At 71.4% G+C, this 18,254-nt stretch carries 16 protein-coding genes and 1 tRNA gene; 15 read left to right on the top strand and 2 right to left on the bottom strand.

Annotation, left to right across the window (positions count from 1 at the left end):
- The first annotated feature begins 76 nt into the window (after positions 1 to 76).
- Together ABZU32_RS30795 and ABZU32_RS30790 are read left to right on the top strand one after the other, a co-directional pair.
- Positions 77 to 607 (top strand): SigE family RNA polymerase sigma factor, encoded by a 531-nt coding sequence (locus ABZU32_RS30795; protein ID WP_354927504.1) that lies wholly within the window; start codon positions 77 to 79, stop codon positions 605 to 607.
- Positions 604 to 1,866, top strand: coding sequence for a hypothetical protein (locus tag ABZU32_RS30790; protein ID WP_354927502.1), 1,263 nt, complete (start codon positions 604 to 606; stop codon positions 1,864 to 1,866). Before ABZU32_RS30795 ends, ABZU32_RS30790 begins: the two co-directional genes overlap by 4 nt.
- 45 nt (positions 1,867 to 1,911) lie before the next feature.
- Here ABZU32_RS30790 and ABZU32_RS30785 read toward each other — a convergent pair whose 3' ends face one another.
- On the bottom strand, positions 1,912 to 2,643 hold the full coding sequence (locus ABZU32_RS30785) for a class I SAM-dependent methyltransferase (protein WP_354839904.1): 732 nt from the start codon (positions 2,641 to 2,643) through the stop codon (positions 1,912 to 1,914).
- Positions 2,644 to 3,089: 446 nt separating this feature from the next.
- Here ABZU32_RS30785 and mfd point away from each other — a divergent pair, with 446 nt between their 5' ends.
- The 7 genes from mfd to ABZU32_RS30750 all read left to right on the top strand — a co-directional run bounded on the left by mfd (position 3,090) and on the right by ABZU32_RS30750 (position 12,127).
- The gene (mfd, locus tag ABZU32_RS30780; RefSeq protein WP_354927500.1) at positions 3,090 to 6,671 is read left to right on the top strand and encodes a transcription-repair coupling factor; all 3,582 of its coding nucleotides are present in this window, start codon (positions 3,090 to 3,092) and stop codon (positions 6,669 to 6,671) included.
- 54 nt (positions 6,672 to 6,725) lie between these two features.
- Positions 6,726 to 7,349, top strand: coding sequence for a SurA N-terminal domain-containing protein (locus ABZU32_RS30775; protein WP_354839910.1), 624 nt, complete (start codon positions 6,726 to 6,728; stop codon positions 7,347 to 7,349).
- Positions 7,350 to 7,353: 4 nt separating this feature from the next.
- Positions 7,354 to 8,325: a MazG family protein gene (locus ABZU32_RS30770; RefSeq protein WP_354927498.1), complete on the top strand. Its 972-nt coding sequence runs from the start codon at positions 7,354 to 7,356 to the stop codon at positions 8,323 to 8,325.
- 303 nt (positions 8,326 to 8,628) lie between these two features.
- The gene (gene eno, locus ABZU32_RS30765; protein ID WP_354927496.1) at positions 8,629 to 9,906 is read left to right on the top strand and encodes a phosphopyruvate hydratase; all 1,278 of its coding nucleotides are present in this window, start codon (positions 8,629 to 8,631) and stop codon (positions 9,904 to 9,906) included.
- A 57-nt stretch (positions 9,907 to 9,963) separates the two neighbouring features.
- Positions 9,964 to 10,386 carry a septum formation initiator family protein gene (locus ABZU32_RS30760; RefSeq protein WP_354927494.1) on the top strand — a complete coding sequence of 141 codons (423 nt, stop codon included), beginning with the start codon at positions 9,964 to 9,966 and terminating at the stop codon, positions 10,384 to 10,386.
- A 149-nt stretch (positions 10,387 to 10,535) separates the two neighbouring features.
- Complete coding sequence (locus ABZU32_RS30755) at positions 10,536 to 11,108, top strand: DUF501 domain-containing protein (RefSeq protein ID WP_354927492.1); 573 nt, start codon at positions 10,536 to 10,538, stop codon at positions 11,106 to 11,108.
- Entirely contained in the window at positions 11,105 to 12,127 is a 1,023-nt protein-coding gene (locus ABZU32_RS30750; RefSeq protein WP_354927490.1) for a Ppx/GppA phosphatase family protein, read from the top strand. Before ABZU32_RS30755 ends, ABZU32_RS30750 begins: the two co-directional genes overlap by 4 nt.
- Positions 12,128 to 12,143: 16 nt before the next feature.
- Here the strand turns inward: ABZU32_RS30750 and ABZU32_RS30745 are convergent, their stop codons facing one another.
- Positions 12,144 to 12,767, bottom strand: a complete 624-nt coding sequence (locus ABZU32_RS30745) for a DJ-1/PfpI family protein (RefSeq protein WP_354839926.1) — start codon at positions 12,765 to 12,767, stop codon at positions 12,144 to 12,146.
- Positions 12,768 to 12,964: 197 nt separating this feature from the next.
- Between ABZU32_RS30745 and ABZU32_RS30740 the strand changes: the two genes are divergently transcribed.
- The 6 genes from ABZU32_RS30740 (at position 12,965) to ABZU32_RS30715 (ending at position 18,040) form a co-directional block, all read left to right on the top strand.
- Positions 12,965 to 13,759 carry a uracil-DNA glycosylase gene (locus tag ABZU32_RS30740; RefSeq protein ID WP_354927488.1) on the top strand — a complete coding sequence of 265 codons (795 nt, stop codon included), beginning with the start codon at positions 12,965 to 12,967 and terminating at the stop codon, positions 13,757 to 13,759.
- Between the two features lie 216 nt (positions 13,760 to 13,975).
- On the top strand, positions 13,976 to 15,334 hold the full coding sequence (locus ABZU32_RS30735) for an NAD(P)/FAD-dependent oxidoreductase (RefSeq protein WP_354927486.1): 1,359 nt from the start codon (positions 13,976 to 13,978) through the stop codon (positions 15,332 to 15,334).
- Positions 15,335 to 15,564: 230 nt separating this feature from the next.
- Positions 15,565 to 15,637, top strand: a tRNA-Leu gene (locus ABZU32_RS30730).
- A gap of 645 nt (positions 15,638 to 16,282) precedes the next feature.
- Positions 16,283 to 17,071: a Bax inhibitor-1/YccA family protein gene (locus ABZU32_RS30725; RefSeq protein WP_354927485.1), complete on the top strand. Its 789-nt coding sequence runs from the start codon at positions 16,283 to 16,285 to the stop codon at positions 17,069 to 17,071.
- Between the two features lie 216 nt (positions 17,072 to 17,287).
- Positions 17,288 to 17,521 carry a DUF4287 domain-containing protein gene (locus ABZU32_RS30720; protein ID WP_248961667.1) on the top strand — a complete coding sequence of 78 codons (234 nt, stop codon included), beginning with the start codon at positions 17,288 to 17,290 and terminating at the stop codon, positions 17,519 to 17,521.
- A 108-nt stretch (positions 17,522 to 17,629) separates the two neighbouring features.
- On the top strand, positions 17,630 to 18,040 hold the full coding sequence (locus ABZU32_RS30715; RefSeq protein ID WP_354927483.1) for a PPOX class F420-dependent oxidoreductase: 411 nt from the start codon (positions 17,630 to 17,632) through the stop codon (positions 18,038 to 18,040).
- Positions 18,041 to 18,254: the final 214 nt, after the last annotated feature.

The following is an 18,254-nucleotide window of genomic DNA, read 5'->3' as shown; positions in this document are numbered from 1 at the left end:
GTCCACGGAACGGGGTGAGGCATAGCGGGGGGCGGCCGGTCGCGTCCTAGGGGCACGACGACTTCTGGAGGTGATCGTGGACGTTGCCGAGGAGCGACGTTTCCGCGAGTTCGTGTCGGCGCGGTCGCCCGCGTTGATGAGGCTGGGCTTCCTGCTCACCGGCGGCGACCAGCACGCCGCAGAGGACCTGCTGCAGACCGTCCTGGCGCGGGCCGCCGCGCGGTGGAGCCGCATAGACGACCCCGAGCCGTACGTCCGGCGTGCCATGTACCGCCAGCAGGTGAGCTGGTGGCGGGGGGCGTCGCGGCGGCGCGAGACGGTGGTCGCGGACCTGCCCGAGCGAGCCGGGCGCGACGACACGCATCTGGCCGACACCAAGCTGATTCTGCGCCGCGCGCTGGCCCGCCTCACCGCGCGCCAGCGCGCCGTGCTCGTGCTGCGTTACTTCGAGGACCTGCCGGAGGCCGAGGTCGCCCAGATCATGGGCTGCTCGGTCGGCACGGTCCGCAGCACCGTCCACCGGTCCATAGCCCGGCTGCGCTCCGTCTCGCCTGAGCTCGCCGACCTCCGCGCGCCGCACCACCCGTTCGAGGAGGTCACCCCATGACGCCCGAATCCCTTCTGCCCGAGACCCTTCGCGAGTGGTCCGAGGAGGCGACGGTGCCGCCCGGCCTGAGCGACCGGGCGCTGGAGCGGCGTTCCCGGCGGCGCCGTGGCACGGTGGTGCTGGCCCTCGCGGCCTCGGCCGCCGTGGTCGCCGGGGCCGTCCTCGTGCCGCAGACGCTGTCCCGGGGGGCGGGTCGGCCCGTCCCGGCGACGGGGGTGACCGGTTCGGCCTCGCCCACCGGCGAGAACGGGCCGGAGCCGACGGCGACCACGACGGCCGCGGTGACCGAGCGGGGCCTCGACGTGCACGCCGACCCCCGGAACTCCCCGCCGAAGACCCTCATCGCGGCGGGACGGATCGCCGTGTCGGCGTACCGCATCTGGGCGCCGGAGAAGATCGGCCCCACGTCCGAGCGCCGCCGCGACCAGTGGTTCCTGTACGACCCGGGCACCGGCCGGTACGAGGAGACCCCCTGGGCGGCGCTCGACGTGGCCCCGGGCATGCGGTTCGCGGCCGTGCTGGAGCGCGACCTGCCGGCCCGCAGGGTCGGCATCCTGGACATGACCACCCGCGAGATCGTCCGGTGGGTGGACCTCGACCATCCGGTGGCGGACGTCTCCTGGTCGCGCGACGGCGCCAAGGTGCTCGCCACGGCCTACGACCGGGACCCGACGATCCGGTTCGACGTGTCCGCCGACGGAACCAGCTGGCGCGAGCCGGACCCCGGGCGCACCGGCTTCCAGGTGGTGGACGTCGCCTCCGGCCGGGCGTCGTTCATCGCCGTGCCGCCGCCGGGCGGCAGCCCCTACCGCCCGTTCGCCTGGGCGGATGACGGCACGCTCGTCTGGCAGTTCAACCCGGCCTTCGGCGAGGCCGGGGAGCGGCGGGAACTCGTCTACGACCTGGAGGGCAGGCCGCACGACCCGCCCGCGGGGCCGCTGGAGACCGACCAACGGGCCGGCGTCTCCCCGGACGGGACGATGTACGCCTCCTTCGGGCGCCCGCCGGGTCCTGAGACGTCGGTCAAAAAGGTCGCCACGGGCGAGCTCGTCGGCAGGCAGAAGATGCTGCAACTTCTGGCCTGGGCCGACGACGAGCACCTGATCGGCCTGGGCTGCGCCGGCGAGTGCCGCAACGAGTTCAACAACGGGCTGGTGCTGGTGGGCATCGATGGCAAGCACACCGTGCAGCTGTCGGGCGACCGGAAGAACAGCGAGCGGCCCGGAAGCTGGGAGCCGCTGCTCACCGTGCGCCGCTGACCTCCCGCCCGCCCGGTGCGAGAGGCCGACACAGGGGCCGGGCTCTCAGATCAGGCGGGCGAAGTGGTTCTGCGGCTTGCGGATGACCAAGGTGATCTCGTCGCGGCCGGCGGGCAGGCGGTCGCCCGAGAGGTGCTGGACGACGCGCAGCGCGGCCCGCACCAGCTTGGGGTGCCGTCCGCGCAGCGCAGGGCCGGAGGTCGCCGAATAGTCCTCGGCGATCATCAGCCCGCGCATCAGGCAGTACGAGTGGATGCCCTCGCGGGAGGCCACCTGCTCGTAGACCGCCCGCAGCGGGCCCACGGCGCCGGCAGGGGCGAGGCGCGCCCACAGCAGGCGGCGCAGCCACCACGGCGTGAGGCGGTCGCAGAAGCCGTACGCCGACGTGCGGTCGCGCATCCTGATCAGCAGCAGCCCGCCGGGGCGCAGGGCGTTGACCATGCGGTCGAGCACGAGCTCGGCGTTGCGCACCCGTTCGAGCAGGAAGGCGGCGTGCACGACGTCGAAGGTGCGCGGCAGCAGCGGCGCGTCGCGCAGGTCGCCGAGGAAGCGGGCGTCGAGGCCGGAGCGGCGCTCGACGGCGGCGCGCAGCACCGGGGTGTCCTCGTCGATGCCGGTGACCCGGGTGTCCACGCGCTCGACGTCGATCGCGTCGCCGCGGGCGCACCCGGCGATCAGGACGTCGAGCCGCCGGCCGAGCTGCTCGGTCCACAGCTCGCGGATGCGGTGACCGAACACGTCGCCCTGGGTCTCCGGCCACCATCGAACCTCTGACATGTGACTCAGAGTAGTCATCCTGGCCCTCTCTGTATTGGATTCACCTGACGAAAGCTCCGGCTTTCGCCGCCGGGAGCGCGCCGCGTCCGCCCGCAAGGCCCGCGCCGGGCGGCCGGGGAGTTTCGCGTTTGCCGACAGAACGGACGGAGGGACGGTTCCCGGCATGGTGCCGCCGAGGGGGAAGTAGCCTTGAGACAACCCCGACTCCGACGAGCCGGGGTCGCGCGTGTCGTCGTGGACACCGTGGGCCGTGCCGGTTCCGTCATGTCGTGATTCGATGGACGTGTTCCGTCTGCGGTCATCGGTGGGTTCGCGGTGTGATGCGCGGTGACGGGCGCCACGCGGGGATCTCGGCCGGCCGATCAGGCCGACAAGATCGAGAAGGCCGGCAGGCCGGGCCCTGAAGCGCGGGAGAAGGCGGGGATGACCATGTGGGGGCATTTCTAATGAGTCTTTCCGGACTGCTCGACCTTGTCGTCGCCGATCCGCAACTCGCCGGTGCCCTTGAGCGCCACGGCGAGGACGTCAACCTGGTCGCGCCGCCCGCGCTGCGGCCGTTCGCCGTGGCCGCCCTCGCGCGCCGGCGGCCGGTCCTGGCCGTCACCGCGACCGCCCGCGAGGCCGAAGACCTCGCCGCTGCGCTCACCGGCCTGGTCGGCGACCACGCCGTCGCCGTCTTCCCGGCCTGGGAGACCCTGCCGCACGAACGGCTCTCGCCGCGCAGCGACACGGTCGGCCAGCGGCTGGCCGTCCTGCGCCGGCTGGCCCACCCCGTCCAGGGCGACGCCGCCGCCGGGCCGCTGGACGTCGTGGTCGCGCCGGTCCGGGCCCTGCTGCAGCCGCTCGTCGCCGGGCTCGGCGACCTCGAGCCGGTGCGGCTGCGCTCCGGGGACGACGCCGATCTTGAGAACGTGGTCGAGCGCCTGGTCGGCAACGGCTACCACCGCGTCGACATGGTGGAGAAGCGCGGCGAGGTCGCCGTGCGCGGCGGGCTGCTGGACGTCTTCCCGCCCACCGAGGAGCACCCGCTGCGCCTTGAGTTCTGGGGCGACACCATCGAGGAGATCCGCTGGTTCAAGGTCGCCGACCAGCGCTCGCTGGAGGTCGCCGAGGGCGGGCTGTTCGCCGCGCCGTGCCGCGAGCTGCTGCTCACCGACGAGGTCAGGGTGCGGGCGGCCGAGCTGGCCGACCGGCATCCCGCGCTGAAGGACATCCTCGACCAGCTCGCCGACGGCATGCCCGTCGAGGGCATGGAGGCATTCGCGCCCGTCCTGGTCGACGGCATGGACCTGCTGCTGGACCACCTCCCGGCCCGCGCGTCGGTGTTCGTCTGCGATCCCGAGCGCATCCGCGGGCGCGCCGTCGAGCTGGTGCGCACCAGCCAGGAGTTCCTCGAGGCGTCCTGGATCAACGCCGCCGCCGGCGGCGAGGCGCCGATCGACCTCGGGGCGGCGGCCTTCCGCGACCTGGAAGAGGTGCGCCACCACGCCCGCGAGCTCGGCCAGTCGTGGTGGACCATCGCCCCGTTCGCCACCACCGACCAGCCCTCGGGCGGCCAGGCCCCCGCGGCGCCCCCCGCGTCGAGCGGCGACGTCTACGGCGAGAGCGAGATCGTCGAGCTGTCCGCGCGCGAGGCCGAGGCCTACCGGGGGGACACCCAGCGCGCGCTCGGCGACATCAAGGGTTGGCTCGGCGAGGGCCGCGCGGTCGTCCTGCTCAGCGAGGGCCACGGCCCGGCCGAGCGCATCGTCGAGCTGCTCAAGGGCGTGGACGTCGCCGCCCGCCTGGTGCCCGGCCTCGAGACCGCCCCCGGCAAGGACGTCGTGAGCGTCACCACCGGCCGGGTCGAGCACGGGTTCGTCGGCGACGCGGTCGCCGTCCTGACCCACCTCGACCTGGTGGGGCAGAAGGCCTCCACCAAGGACATGCGGCGCCTGCCGTCCCGGCGCAGGAACATGGTCGACCCGCTCCAGCTCAAGGTCGGCGACCACGTGGTCCACGGGCAGCACGGCGTCGGGCGCTACGTCGAGATGGTCCAGCGCTCGGTGCAGGGCGCCACCCGCGAATACCTGGTCATCGAGTACGCCAAGGGCGACCGGCTGTACGTGCCGACCGACCAGCTCGACGAGGTCACCCGGTACGTCGGCGGCGAGTCGCCCACGCTCAACCGCATGGGCGGCGCCGACTGGGCCAAGGCCAAGTCCCGTGCCAAGAAGGCCGTCAAGGAGATCGCCGGCGAGCTGATCCGCCTCTACAGCGCCCGCATGGCCTCGCCCGGGTACGCCTTCGCCGCCGACACCCCCTGGCAGCGCGAGATGGAGGACGCCTTCCCCTACGCCGAGACGGGTGACCAGCTCGAGGCCATCGACGAGGTCAAGCGCGACATGGAGCGCGCGGTGCCGATGGACCGGCTGATCTGCGGCGACGTCGGCTACGGCAAGACCGAGATCGCCGTGCGGGCGGCGTTCAAGGCCGTGCAGGACGGCAAGCAGGTGGCCGTCCTGGTGCCCACCACGCTGCTGGTCCAGCAGCACCTGTCGACCTTCGGCGAGCGGTTCGCGAGCTTCCCCGTGGTGGTGAAGCCCGTGTCGCGGTTCCAGAGCGACGGCGAGGTCAGGGCCACTCTGGACGGTCTCAAGGACGGCGCCGTCGACATCGTGATCGGCACCCACCGCCTGCTCAACCCCGACATCCGCTTCAAGCAGCTCGGCCTCATCATCGTCGACGAGGAGCAGCGGTTCGGCGTCGAGCACAAGGAGGCCATGAAGCACATGCGCACGCAGGTGGACGTGCTCGCCATGTCGGCGACGCCGATCCCGCGGACGCTGGAGATGGGCCTCACCGGCATCCGCGAGATGTCCACCATCCTCACCCCTCCGGAGGAGCGGCACCCGATCCTCACCTTCGTCGGCCCCTACGACGAGAAGCAGATCGCCGCCGCCGTCCGCCGCGAGCTGATGCGCGACGGCCAGGTCTTCTTCGTGCACAACCGGGTCTCCTCGATCAACAAGGTGGCCGCCCGTCTGCGCGAGCTGGTTCCCGAGGCCCGGGTGGCCGTCGCCCACGGCCAGATGAACGAGCAGCAGCTCGAGAAGATCATGGTCGGCTTCTGGGAGCGCGACTTCGACCTGCTGGTCAGCACGACGATCGTCGAGTCCGGCCTGGACATCCCGAACGCCAACACCCTGATCGTCGACCGCGCGGACAACTACGGCCTGTCCCAGCTCCACCAGCTCCGCGGCCGGGTCGGCCGGGGCCGCGAGCGGGGCTACGCCTACTTCCTGTACCCGCCGGAGGCCCCGCTCACCGAGACCGCCCACGAGCGGCTGGCCACGATCGCCCAGCACACCGAGATGGGCGCCGGCATGTACGTCGCCATGAAGGACCTGGAGATCCGCGGCGCCGGGAACATCCTCGGCGCCGAGCAGTCCGGGCACATCGCCGGCGTCGGCTTCGACCTGTACGTCCGGATGATGGCCGAGGCCGTGCAGGAGCAGAAGGCCAAGCTGTCGGGCCAGGAGGTCGTCGAGGAGCGCCCGGACGTCAAGGTCGAGCTGCCGATCAACGCCCACATCCCGCACGACTACGTCACCTCCGAGCGGCTGCGCCTGGAGGCCTACAAGCGCATCGCCGCGGTGGGCGACGGCGCCGACATCGTGGCCGTCCGCGAGGAGCTCGTCGACCGGTACGGGCGCCCGCCGCAGGAGGTGGACAACCTGCTGGAGGTCGCCCGCTTCCGCGTCCACGCCCGCCAGGCGGGCCTGACCGACGTCGCGCTGCAGGGTCAGCACATCAGGTTCGCCCCGGTCACGCTGAGGGAGTCCCAGCAGGTCCGCCTGGACCGGCTGTACCCCAAGGCGATCCTCAAGGTGGCCGCCGAGACGCTGCTGGTGCCGGTGCCGAAGACCCGCCCGTTCGGCGGGCAGCCGCTGCGCGACCTGGACCTGCTGAAGTGGTGCACCGACCTGGTCGAGGCGATGTTCCTGGAGCCCGCGCGGGCGGCCGGTGGCCAACGAGCACATCGATGAACGGACCTGCGCGCGGTTTGAGTAGAGTAGCCGCGTCTGTCGAAGGGACCGCTAGTGAAGTCGAATCCTGTGCGCCTGCTCCTGGCCGCCGCGGCCGCGTGCGTCGCGCTGACCGCCTGCTCCTCGCCCGTGCAGGTCGGCACGGCGGCCACCGTCGGCGGCGAGCGCATCAGCAACGGCCGGCTGGACTCCGAGATCCGCGAGTACCAGGCGGCGCTGAAGCAGGCCAAGATCAACGAGTCGCAGCTCCAGATGCCCTCGATCCCGCGCGCGGTGCTGCTCCAGCTGATCTACTTCAGCCAGTTCGAGCAGTTCGCCCAGCGCACCGGCCTCACCATCAGCGAGGGTGACGTCGACAAGTTCATCAACGAACAGGGCGGCATCGAGAAGGTCGGCCCGGCCATGCTCGGCAGGGGCGTCCCGCCGTCGGAGGTCCGCAAGTGGGTCCGCACCTCGCTGACCTACCAGAAGGGCCTCGAGCGGTTCGGGGCCAACCTCACCGACCAGGCCTCCGTCCAGGCCGCGCAGCAGAAGCTGTTCGCGCAGCTCGACTCCATCCCGGTCAAGGTCTCCCACCGCTACGGCACCTGGGACACCGAGCAGGGCCTGGTCGAGGAGGCGCGTTTCGGGGCTCCGGCCCAGGGCGCGGCCCAGCCGGCGCCGCCCGCCGCCCAGTAGACACATGCCCCTCCTCGTCGTCACGACGTCGCCCAGGGTGGCTCCGGGCCTGCTGAGCGGGCGGGCGTGGGCGGCCCTGGGCTCCGGGCGGGTGCTCACCGGCTCCGGTGACCACCCGCTGCTGCCCTACCTGGCCGAGGAGGACATCCCGGTCGAGGTCGTGACGCCCGACCCGGCGGCCCTGGCCCGCGAGGGCCGCGACGGCACTGTGGTGTGGCTGGCCGCCCAGGACGGCGACGAGCAACTCATGCGCGCCATCGGCCACGCCGCGCTCGGCATGGACGATCCGCCGGTCATCGAGCTGGTCCCGGGCTCCTACGACCTGCCGGGGGCGCGGCTGCTCGACCTGGTGGCCGTCATGGACCGGCTGCGGCGCTCGTGCCCGTGGGACGCCGAGCAGACCCACGAGTCCCTCCTGCCGTACCTGCTGGAGGAGTCCTACGAGGTCATGGAGACCATCGAGGACGGCGACCACGCCGCCCTGCGAGAGGAGCTCGGCGACCTGCTGCTCCAGGTGGTCTTCCACGCCCGGCTGGCGCAGGAGCGCTCCTCCGAGGACGGCGGTTTCGACGTCGACGACGTCGCCGCCGGCATCGTCGACAAGCTCGTCCGGCGCCACCCCCACGTCTTCGCCGACACGGTGGTCGAGGGCGCCGAAGACGTCAGCGCCAACTGGGACGCCATCAAGGCCGCCGAGCGGGCCGCCAAGGGCTGGGAGTCGGTGCTCGACGGCGTGCCGATGGGCCAGCCCGCGCTGTCGCTCGTGAGCGGGCTGCAGAGCCGCGCCGAGCGCTCCGGGGTCCCCGACTCGCTCGGGCGCGCGGTCGGGCAGGGCATCGGGCGCGAGCTGTTCGACCTGGTGCGCCGGGCGCGCGCCGCCGGCATCGACCCCGAGGCCGAACTGCGCGCCGCGGCCCGCGCCTACCGCGACCGGGTGCACGCCTGGGAACGCTCCGAGGGGCGCCCGCAGCAGTAGGCGGCGCCTCCGCGCCGGGGAACGGTGTGAGGCGGACGCGGCGGGTGGCCGGAAGCGGTTCGCGGCCAAAGCGGGCATCCGGGAGCGGTATGAGACGGATGCGGCGGGCGTCCGCGTCCCGGTCGCCCCGGGTTCATCCGAGTGTGGGCAACCAGACACCTGATCCGCGGGCGCGTTATCCGTACCCGCCGGTAGACCCCGATAGGCTCGTGAGGCAAACCGTCCGCAACCGCATCGCGTACGACGGTGCGGTGATGGGTTCCGGGGGCCCGTCCCCGGGCTACTGACTCATAGGAGCGCTTCGTGGCTGCCATCGAGGCCGTTACCGCCCGCGAGATTCTCGACTCCCGGGGCAACCCGACGGTCGAGGTAGAGATCCTGCTCGACGACTACAGCACCGGGCGCGCGGCCGTCCCGAGCGGTGCCTCCACCGGCCAGTTCGAGGCCGTGGAGCTGCGCGACGGCGACGAGCGTTACGCGGGCAAGAGCGTGCAGAAGGCCGTGCTCAACGTCACCGACGAGATCGCCGACGAGATCATCGGGTTCGACGCCGAGGAGCAGCGGCTCGTCGACCAGACCATGATCGACCTCGACGGCACGCCCAACAAGGGCCGGCTCGGCGCCAACGCCATCCTCGGCGTCTCCCTGGCCCTGGCCAAGGCCGCGGCCGACAGCGCCGACCTGCCGCTGTTCCGCTACGTGGGCGGGCCGAACGCCCACATCCTGCCCGTCCCGATGATGAACATCCTGAACGGCGGCGCGCACGCCGACAGCAACGTCGACATCCAGGAGTTCATGATCGCGCCGATCGGCGCCGAGACCTTCTCCGACGCCGTGCGCATGGGCGCCGAGACCTACCACGTGCTCAAGAAGGTGCTCAAGGAGAAGGGCTACTCCACCGGCCTCGGCGACGAGGGCGGGTTCGCCCCCAGCCTGCCGAGCAACCGCGACGCGCTCGACCTGATCCTCGTCGCCATCGAGAAGGCCGGCTACACCCCGGGCGAGGACATCGCGCTGGCCCTGGACGTGGCCGCCACCGAGTTCCACTCCAAGGGCGTCTACACCCTCGACGGCAAGGGCCACGGCTCCGACGAGCTGATCTCCTTCTACGAGGACCTGGTCCGCTCCTACCCGCTGGTCTCCATCGAGGACCCGCTGGACGAGGAGGACTGGGAGGGCTGGAAGGCCATGACCGCCGCGCTCGGCGGCAAGGTCCAGATCGTCGGCGACGACCTGTTCGTCACCAACCCCGAGCGCCTCGAGCGGGGCATCACCGAGGGCGCGGCCAACGCCCTGCTGGTCAAGGTCAACCAGATCGGCACCCTGTCGGAGACCCTCGACGCCGTCGACCTCGCCCACCGCAGCGGCTACCGCTCCATGATGAGCCACCGCTCCGGCGAGACCGAGGACACCACGATCGCCGACCTGGCCGTGGCCGCCAACTGCGGTCAGATTAAGACCGGCGCCCCGGCGCGGTCCGACCGCGTGGCCAAGTACAACCAGCTTCTCCGCATCGAGGAACTTCTCGACGATGTCGCCCGCTACGCGGGTCGCGGAGCTTTTCCGCGCTTCCAGGGCTAGTTTCTTCCGTACGGCTTGCGCGCTTATGGGCGCAAGCCGTACGGACCCGGGAGGACCATGAAGAAGCGACCGCAGTTGACGGGACGGGCCGCGATCCTGGCGGTCGTCGTGTGCGCGATCGCCATGAGCCTCGCCTATCCGGTGCGCGAGTACGTCGCGCAGCGACGCCAGATCGCCCAGCTGGAGAGGCAGCAGGCCCAGGCGCTGAAAGACCTCCAGGAGCTGGCCGAGCGCAGCCGGCGGCTCGACGACCCCGCCTACATCAGGCAGCTCGCCAGGGGCCGGCTGCACTACTGCGGCGACGGCCGCCAGACGTGCTACGTCCTGCTGGACCCGGCGAAGAAGGCCAGGAAGCCTGCGGCCGGGGCCACGTCGCAGTCCGCGCCCCCGTGGTACCAGACATTGTGGGAGTCCATCGAGGCCGCCGACCGCGGCACCGGCCAGAGCGTCGAACTCGGCGCCCGCACCCCCGCCCCCTGACCTGTTGCGCGATGCGCGCCCGAGGCTCGGGCCATGGCTCTGTGGTCTCTGGGCATCGGTGGTCGTGGGGTGCTGGATACTTACGTGTCCGGGTTTTCGGTCCGGGTGTGCCCGACGGGCCTGCCCGTCGTTCTCAGGGGGAGTGCGCGATGGTCGATCCGGCCGACACGGCCGCCGGAGGCCGGGAAGGGGCGCCGGAGGTGGACCCGGCGGACGCCGCCGTGATCGAACGGCAGCTCGGCCGCCCGCCGCGGGGCCTGCGGGCCGTGGCCCACCGGTGCCCGTGCGGACTGCCCGACGTCGTCGAGACCTCCCCGCGGCTGGCCGACGGCTCGCCGTTCCCCACGCTGTTCTACCTGACCTGCCCGAGGGCCGCCTCTGCCATCGGCACACTGGAGTCCTCCGGGCTCATGAAGCGCATGCAGGCGCGGCTCGCCGAGGACCCGGCCCTGGCCGAGGCGTACGCGAAGGCGCACGCCGCCTACGTCGAGAGACGCGACCAGGCCGCCGCCGAGGACGGCCTGGAGCCCCTGCCCCGCGACATGCAGAGTGCCGGCGGCATGCCCGACCGGGTGAAGTGCCTGCACGCCCTGGTGGGCCACGAGCTGGCCATGCCGGGCACCAACCCCTTCGGCCGCGAGGCCCTCGACGCCCTGCCCGAGTGGTGGAGCGACGGGCCCTGCGTGCCGGCCGGCCCCGACGAGCCCGAGGAGGGCGCATGACCCGCGTGGCGGCCATCGACTGCGGCACGAACTCCGTCCGCCTGCTCATCGCCGACCTCACCGGCGGCCCGGCGGGCGCCGACAGCGCGGCTGGGGACGGCGGTGCCGCCCGGGACGGCGGCGCGGGCCCTGCCGGGGGTACGGCCGCCGGGCGGCTCGTGGACATCGAGCGGCGCATGGAGATCGTCCGCCTTGGCGAGGGCGTCGACCGCACCGGGCGGCTGGCCCCCGAGGCGCTGGAGCGCACGTTCACCGCGATGCGCGGCTACGCCAAGCTGATCAGGGAGCACGGCGCCGAGCGGGTGCGCGTGGTGGCCACCAGCGCCACCAGGGACGCCGCCAACCGCGCCGACTTCGTCACCGGCGTGCGCGAGATCTTCGGCGTCGACCCCGAGGTGGTCACCGGCTCGGAGGAGGCCCACCTGTCGTTCCTCGGCGCCACCGCCGGGCTCACGGGCGTCCAGGCTCCTGTGCTGGTGGTGGACATCGGCGGCGGCTCCACCGAGTTCGTCCTGGGCTCAGCCGACGTGGAGGCCGCGATTTCGGTCGACATCGGCTGCGTCCGCCTCACCGAGCGCCACTTCGCGGCGGCCGGCGCGCGTCCCGGGGCCGGGTCCGAGGCCCGGTCCGAGGCCGTGGCGGCGGCGAGCGCCGACATCGAGGCGGCGCTCGACCGGGTGGCCGAGGCCGTGCCGGTGGGCCGGGCGCGCACGCTGATCGGCCTGGCAGGGTCGGTGACCACGGTCGCGGGCATCGCCCTGGACCTGCCGGCCTACGACCCCGAGCGCATCCACGGCTCGCGCGTCCCGGCGGCCACGGTGGGCGAGGTCTCCCGCCGCCTGCTCGAGATGACCCACGACGAGCGGGCGGCGATCTCGGTCATGCACCCCGGCCGGGTGGACGTGATCGGCGCGGGCGCGCTCATCCTCGACCGCATCGTCAGCCGGTTCGGCTTCGGCGAGGTCGTCGTCAGCGAACACGACATCCTCGACGGCATCGCCCGCGGCCTCGCCTCCTGACGGCCCGCCGAGGCGCTCAGCGCCGGCGGGCCAGAAGAAGCTCCATGGCCTCGTGCGGGGCCTTGGCCGGTGATCCGGCGTCGAAGGGGGGCTGGGGGTCGTACTCGATGGCGAGTTGGGCGGCCTCGGCCGCCGTCCGGCCGGCGATGCGCTCGAACAGCGTCAGCGCCATGTCGATGCCGGAGGACACCCCGGCGGCCGTCACGATCTTTCCCTGGACGACGACGCGCTCGGGCGTGTAGGTCGCGCCGAAGGCCTCGAGCGTTTCGACGGCGCCCCAGTGGGTCGTGGCGCGGAGCCCTTCCAGCAGGCCGGCGCCGCCGAGGATCAGCGACCCGGTGCACACCGAGGTCGTCCAGGTCGTGCCGTCGTGCAGCCGCCGGATCCACGCGGTGAAGGCCTCATCACGCATCATCGTCCGCGCTCCCGGTCCGCCGGGGACGACCAGGACGTCGCAGGAGTCCACCTCGGCCGGCGTGGCGGTGGCGGACAGGGCCAGCACCCCGACCCCGTCTCGGACGGGGCCGGCCTCCGGGGCGGTGAACACCACCTGGGCCTCCGGCAGCATCCGGAGCACCTCGTACGGGCCGACGACGTCGAGAGCGGTGAAGCCTTGGAAGAGCGGGATGACGATTCGCATGGTGAGTCCTCGGTCGGTGGTCCGGTCGGGTGCCGCCGGGCTTCGGCGGTCCTCGACGTCGTGGCGGCGACGACAGGCGTCGTGATGATCCTGCCAAAGGCGGCGAGCGCGGCGCGGGTGGCCGCGGAGTGGTCGGGGCATGCTCGGGTGACCGCGGGGTGGTCAGGGCATGCCGGGGTGGCTGGCACGATCGGGGTATGAGCTTTGTTCCCCCTGGCAGTGGCTGGCCGGAGGACCCGGCCGGGCCGGACACTCCTGTGGCCGGCACGCCCGAGGAGGTCGCCGATCTCGCCCGCACGAGCGGCACGCTCGCCGAGCTGACCGCCCGGCAGTCGGTGTGCCGGGCGTGTCCCCGCCTGGTCGAGTGGCGGGAGGAGGTCGCGGAGGTCAAGCGGCGGGCGTTCATGACGGAGACCTACTGGGGCAGGCCCATCGCCGGCTGGGGGGACGACAAGCCGCGCGTCCTGCTCGTCGGGCTCGCACCGGCGGCGCACGGCGGCAACCGCACGGGCCGGGTCTTCACCGGTGACCGCAGCGGCGACTGGCTGTTCGCCTCGCTGCACCGCACCGGGCTGGCGGCGCTGCCCACCAGCACCCACGCCGGGGACGGGCAGCGGCTGCTCGGCGCGCGCGTGGTCGCGGCCGTCCGGTGCGCCCCGCCGGCCAACAAGCCGACGGTCGAGGAACGGGCGGCGTGCTTCCCGTGGCTGGCCCGGGAGCTGGAGCTGGTCGCCGATCCGCTGCGCGTCATCGTCGCCCTCGGCGGGTACGCCTGGCAGGCCCTGTGGCCCGCGCTGCGGCAGACCGGGTACACGCTGCCGAGCCGCAGGCCGCCGTTCGGGCACGGCGCCGAGGTGGAGATCGCGCACGGCGGCGCGCCGGTGCGCCTGCTGGGGTGCTATCACCCGAGCCAGCAGAACACCTTCACCGGGCGGGTGACCGAGGAGATGCTCGACGCGGTCTTCGCCCGCGCGGTGGAGCTCTCGGGCTGACGCCAGCGCCGGAGCAACGGGCCCGCCGTCCTCGCGACGGCGGGCCCGTTCCGTTCCGCGGACGTGCCGACCTGGAGTGAAGTTCGTCACTAGACGAAAGTTTTGCCGAACTTCTGTGGAGAAACCCCTGTTCAGGAGGCTAGTTTCGGAAAAATCGCCAAAGTTTGATGCCTGACGGGATTGGCGTCGATAGGCAACCGTGACGTAAGCTTGTGAATGGTTTCACAAGCGACCATGCCGCGAAGGGGCACTCACGTGGACCAGAAGGCGAAGCACATCCTGATCGTCGGCGGAGGGTACGTCGGCCTCTACACGGGCCTGCGGCTGCAGCGCCAACTGCGCGACGAGCTGCGCTCCGGGCGCGTCCGCATCACGATCGTCAGCCCGCAGTCCTACATGACCTACCAGCCGTTCCTGCCGGAGGCCGCGGCCGGCAACCTGTCGCCGCGCCACGTCGTCGCGCCGCTGCGCCGGGTGCTGAACCGCGTCCGCATCCTGAACGGCAAGGTCACCAAGGTGCACCACGCCAACAAGTCCGTGACGTTCGAGCCCAGCACCGGCCCGGCCAAGGAGCTCACCTACGACGTCCTGGTCATGGCGGCCGGCTCGGTCTCGCGCACGCTGCCCATTCCGGGCCTGAAGGACGCCGCCATCGGCTTCAAGACGGTCGGCGAGGCCATCGCGCTCCGCAACCGCGTGCTCGCCCTGTTCGACCGGGCCGACTCCACCGACGACGAGCAGGTGCGGCGCAGGGCGCTGACCTTCGTCGTGGTCGGCGCCGGCTTCGCGGGCGTCGAGGCGCTGGCGGAGCTGGAGGACATGGCGCGCGACGCGGTGCGCTACTACGACACTCTCAACGAGAGCGACCTGCGCTGGGTGCTCGTCGAGGCCAGCGACCGCATCCTGCCCGAGGTGGGCCCCGAGATGGGCAAGTGGACGCTGGAGGAGCTGCGCGAGCGGGGCATCGAGGTCAAGATGCGCACGCTGCTGGAGTCCTGCGAGGGCGGCCACGTGATGCTGTCCGACGGCGACCGCTTCGAGTCGGCCACGATCGTGTGGACGGCGGGCGTCAAGGCGAGTCCCGTCGTCAACGCGGGCGACCTGCCGCTGGACGAGCGGGGGCGCGTCAAGACCACGACGCGGCTCACGGTCGCCGGCGTCAAGGACGCCTTCGCGGCCGGCGATGTCGCGGGCGTGCCCGACATGACCAACCCCGGGCAGTTCTGCGCGCCCAACGCCCAGCACGCGGTGCGGCAGGCCAAGGTGCTCGCCGACAACATCGTCCGGCACCTCAAGGACCGCCCGCTGCGGGAGTACCGGCACAAGTACGTCGGTTCGGTGGCCGGGCTGGGGCTGCACAAGGGCGTCGCGAACGTCTACGGCATCAAGCTTCACGGATTTCCTGCGTGGTTCATGCACCGCACCTACCATCTGTCCCGGGTGCCTACGTTGAACCGCAAGGTCCGCGTGGTGGCCGACTGGACGCTCGCGCTCTTCTTCAAGCGGGAGACCCTCTCACTGGGTGAGATCGAGTCTCCGCGTGAGGAGTTCAAGGCGGCCGCCGCCACCGGCTGACCGCTTCTGGTACGGCTCGCGCCCGAGGACCTCGGGCGCGAGCCGTACCGTTGTCTGTAGGCATAACAAGGATGCGTGGTGGAATTGGGCTACTTGAGCGGTCTGTTGTTCATTGCCCGAGTCGCGGGGGCGTGCGACGTATACGGTTATCTTGCGGACTACGGAAGGAAGAGCGGAGACGTGGGCTCTGACCCGTTACGCAAGTGTGGTCCGTTACGTATGATTACGGCGCCCCCGTAGCCCAATGGCAGAGGCAAACCCCTTAAAAGGGTTCCAGTGTGGGTTCGAGTCCCACCGGGGGCACTCTGCCGGCTATATGAAACACCCCGTGATAGTAACGACGGGCCTCTTGCCCCTATAATTGTTGGTTCGCCACCCGGAGCCGCGTGTTTATCCCCGGCCTCCGTGCGGGTCCCGCGGGCCCTGCTCCGTCCGCCACGGGCAATCGTTACCGTCTTGTGTCCTGCCGCGACGCCGTCCCGGCGCTCCCGCCGGTGGCCCCGCTATTCGCCGCCCGGCCCGTCGATGATCTACGCACGGTAATTGCTTATAAGCGATAAAGTCACCATAAATAGGGTAGCGGTCAACAATGGTGGAAAAATCCACCTACAGCGGAGGTTAGGGACGGGACGGAACCTCCCATTCCAGTGACGGTACGTTCCGCGAAGCCCCGAGTCCGCCATCGGACGCCGACCTCGCCGGTCGGAGAAGTCACGGGCGCGCCGTCCGGGCGGACCGCGGTGATCCAACCGCAACATGCGGGGCGGAACTCAGGTGGAGAGTCGGTCGTTGTACTCGTTGCCGCCGGAGGCCGGGATGCCGTCCCCGGCGGCGCAATACGGCAGGGTCGTCCTGACCGCCATGACCGATGACGAGTTTTCGCGTGCAAGCGGCATCCCCTGTGAGGCTCGACGAGCAGGGTGATCGCAGGTCGCAGTGGAGGCAGTGATGCAGAGCAGGAACCCGGTCCTCAACAGGCTGGGTAAGAACAACCGTCAGTCGTGGGCGGGCCCGACCGCCAGTCCGCAGTACCTGCAGGAGATGTACAACACTCCGTCGTACGCTCCGCCGACCGCGACGCGGCCGATGACGATCGACGATGTCGTCGTCCGGGGCTTCATCACGCTCGGCACCCTCGTGGTGTCCGCGGCGCTCGCCTGGTACCTCAACCTGGGTCTCGCGGTGGCCATGCCGGCGGCGATCGTCGGCCTGGTGCTCGGCCTGATCGTCTCCTTCCGGCAGAGCACGAACCCGGCGCTGATCCTCGGCTACTCCGTGGCCTACGGCCTGGCCATCGGGGTGATCAGCAACGCCTACAACTACATCTACGAGGGCATCGTCTTCCAGGCCGTGCTCGGCACCATGGTCGCCTTCGGCGGCACGCTCGCGGTGTACGCGCTCAAGATCTTCCGGCCGACGCCGAAGTTCACCAAGTTCGTCGTCGCCGCCGGCTTCGCGGCCGTCGGCCTGATGCTGGTCAACTGGGTCGCGGGCTTCTTCACCGACGGCGGCCTCGGACTGCGCACCGACAGCCCGATCGGCTGGGTGTTCAGCGTCGCGATGATCCTGCTCGGCTGCTTCTTCCTGCTGCTGGACTTCGACTCCATCGAGCAGGGGGTGCGCGCGGGCGTCCCCGAGAAGTACTCCTGGCTGATGGCCTTCGGTCTCACGGTGAGCCTGGTGTGGCTCTACCTGGAGATCCTGCGCTTCATCAGCTACTTCTTCAACAACGATTAGATCCTCGCCACGGACGCCCCGCCCGGTCCCGGGCGGGGCGTCCGTATTTGCTGGTTCCTGACCGAAAACCGGCATGGCAAGCGCAGGTATGGGTATGCCAACGCGCTGCGACCAATGATCTACCTGGTGAGATGCAAGTCTGGCCTTTGGGCCCTTGCCATCACGGGGCTGGTGATGCAGTGTCGAGCAAAAGAGGCTTCACTCATGGAGGTGCCCATGTCGTTGAACCACTCACCGGAGACGCAGAACAAGCTGATCGCCAGGGTTCCGGACATCACCGGACGCGCACTCCCAGAGTGGTTCCAAGCCATCGACAACGGCCCGTCGTTCCTACGCTGCGATGAGCGGGCCAACTGGCTCGCCGACGAGCACGGGCTGACCCACGGCTACGCCGCCGCGATCGTCATCGAGCACGAGCGGCAACGCCGTTCCCGCATGGGCTTCATGTAAGTCCTGCAGTCCCAGCGCCCACGTCTCCGTCTGGCGTGGGCGCCGTTCTGTGCCAGGGGCCGGCGCCCGCCGTGACGTCCCTCCGCCGGCATGGATCATCATGGAGACATGGATCTCGACAAGGCCCGTGAATTCCTCGGCGCCAACCACCGCGCGGTGATGCTCACCTACCACCCCGACGGCCGCCCGCAGATGTCACCGGTGACGGTCGGCGTGGACGCCGACGGGTACGCGGTGGTCAGCACCCGGGAGACCGCGGCCAAGACCCGCAACCTCCGCCGTGACCCCAAGGTCGCGCTGTGCGTGATGAACGACGGCTTCTACGGCGACTGGATCCAGATCGAGGGCACCGCCGAGGTCGTCTCCCTGCCCGAGGCGATGGAGCACCTGGTCGGCTACTACCGCACCGTCGCGGGCGAGCACCCCGACTGGGACGACTACCGCGCGGCCATGACGCGGGACCGGCGGGTGATCGTCCGCATCGACCTCACCCGCGCCGGCCCCGACGTCCACGGCTGACCGTCCCCCGGCCGGGCGTCCGCGAGCGACCCTCTGCCCCGGCGTCCACGGCTGACCGCCCCCGGCCGGGCGTCCACGGCCCCAGGGCCACGTGGCGCGCCCGGTCGCCGGGGAGGCGTCTAGTGCGGTGTCCACATACGTTCGCCGGGGTGCGACACGCCGTACGGGTTGCGAGCGTTTGATCGCGTTTGCCTCCACTGTCGGTACCAGGAAT

Source organism: Sphaerisporangium sp. NPDC005288, from assembly GCF_040607475.1.
GTDB lineage: Bacteria > Actinomycetota > Actinomycetes > Streptosporangiales > Streptosporangiaceae > Sphaerisporangium > Sphaerisporangium rhizosphaerae.
Note: the sequence above shows the minus strand (reverse complement) of the source record. Positions and strands in the feature narration are given on the sequence as shown.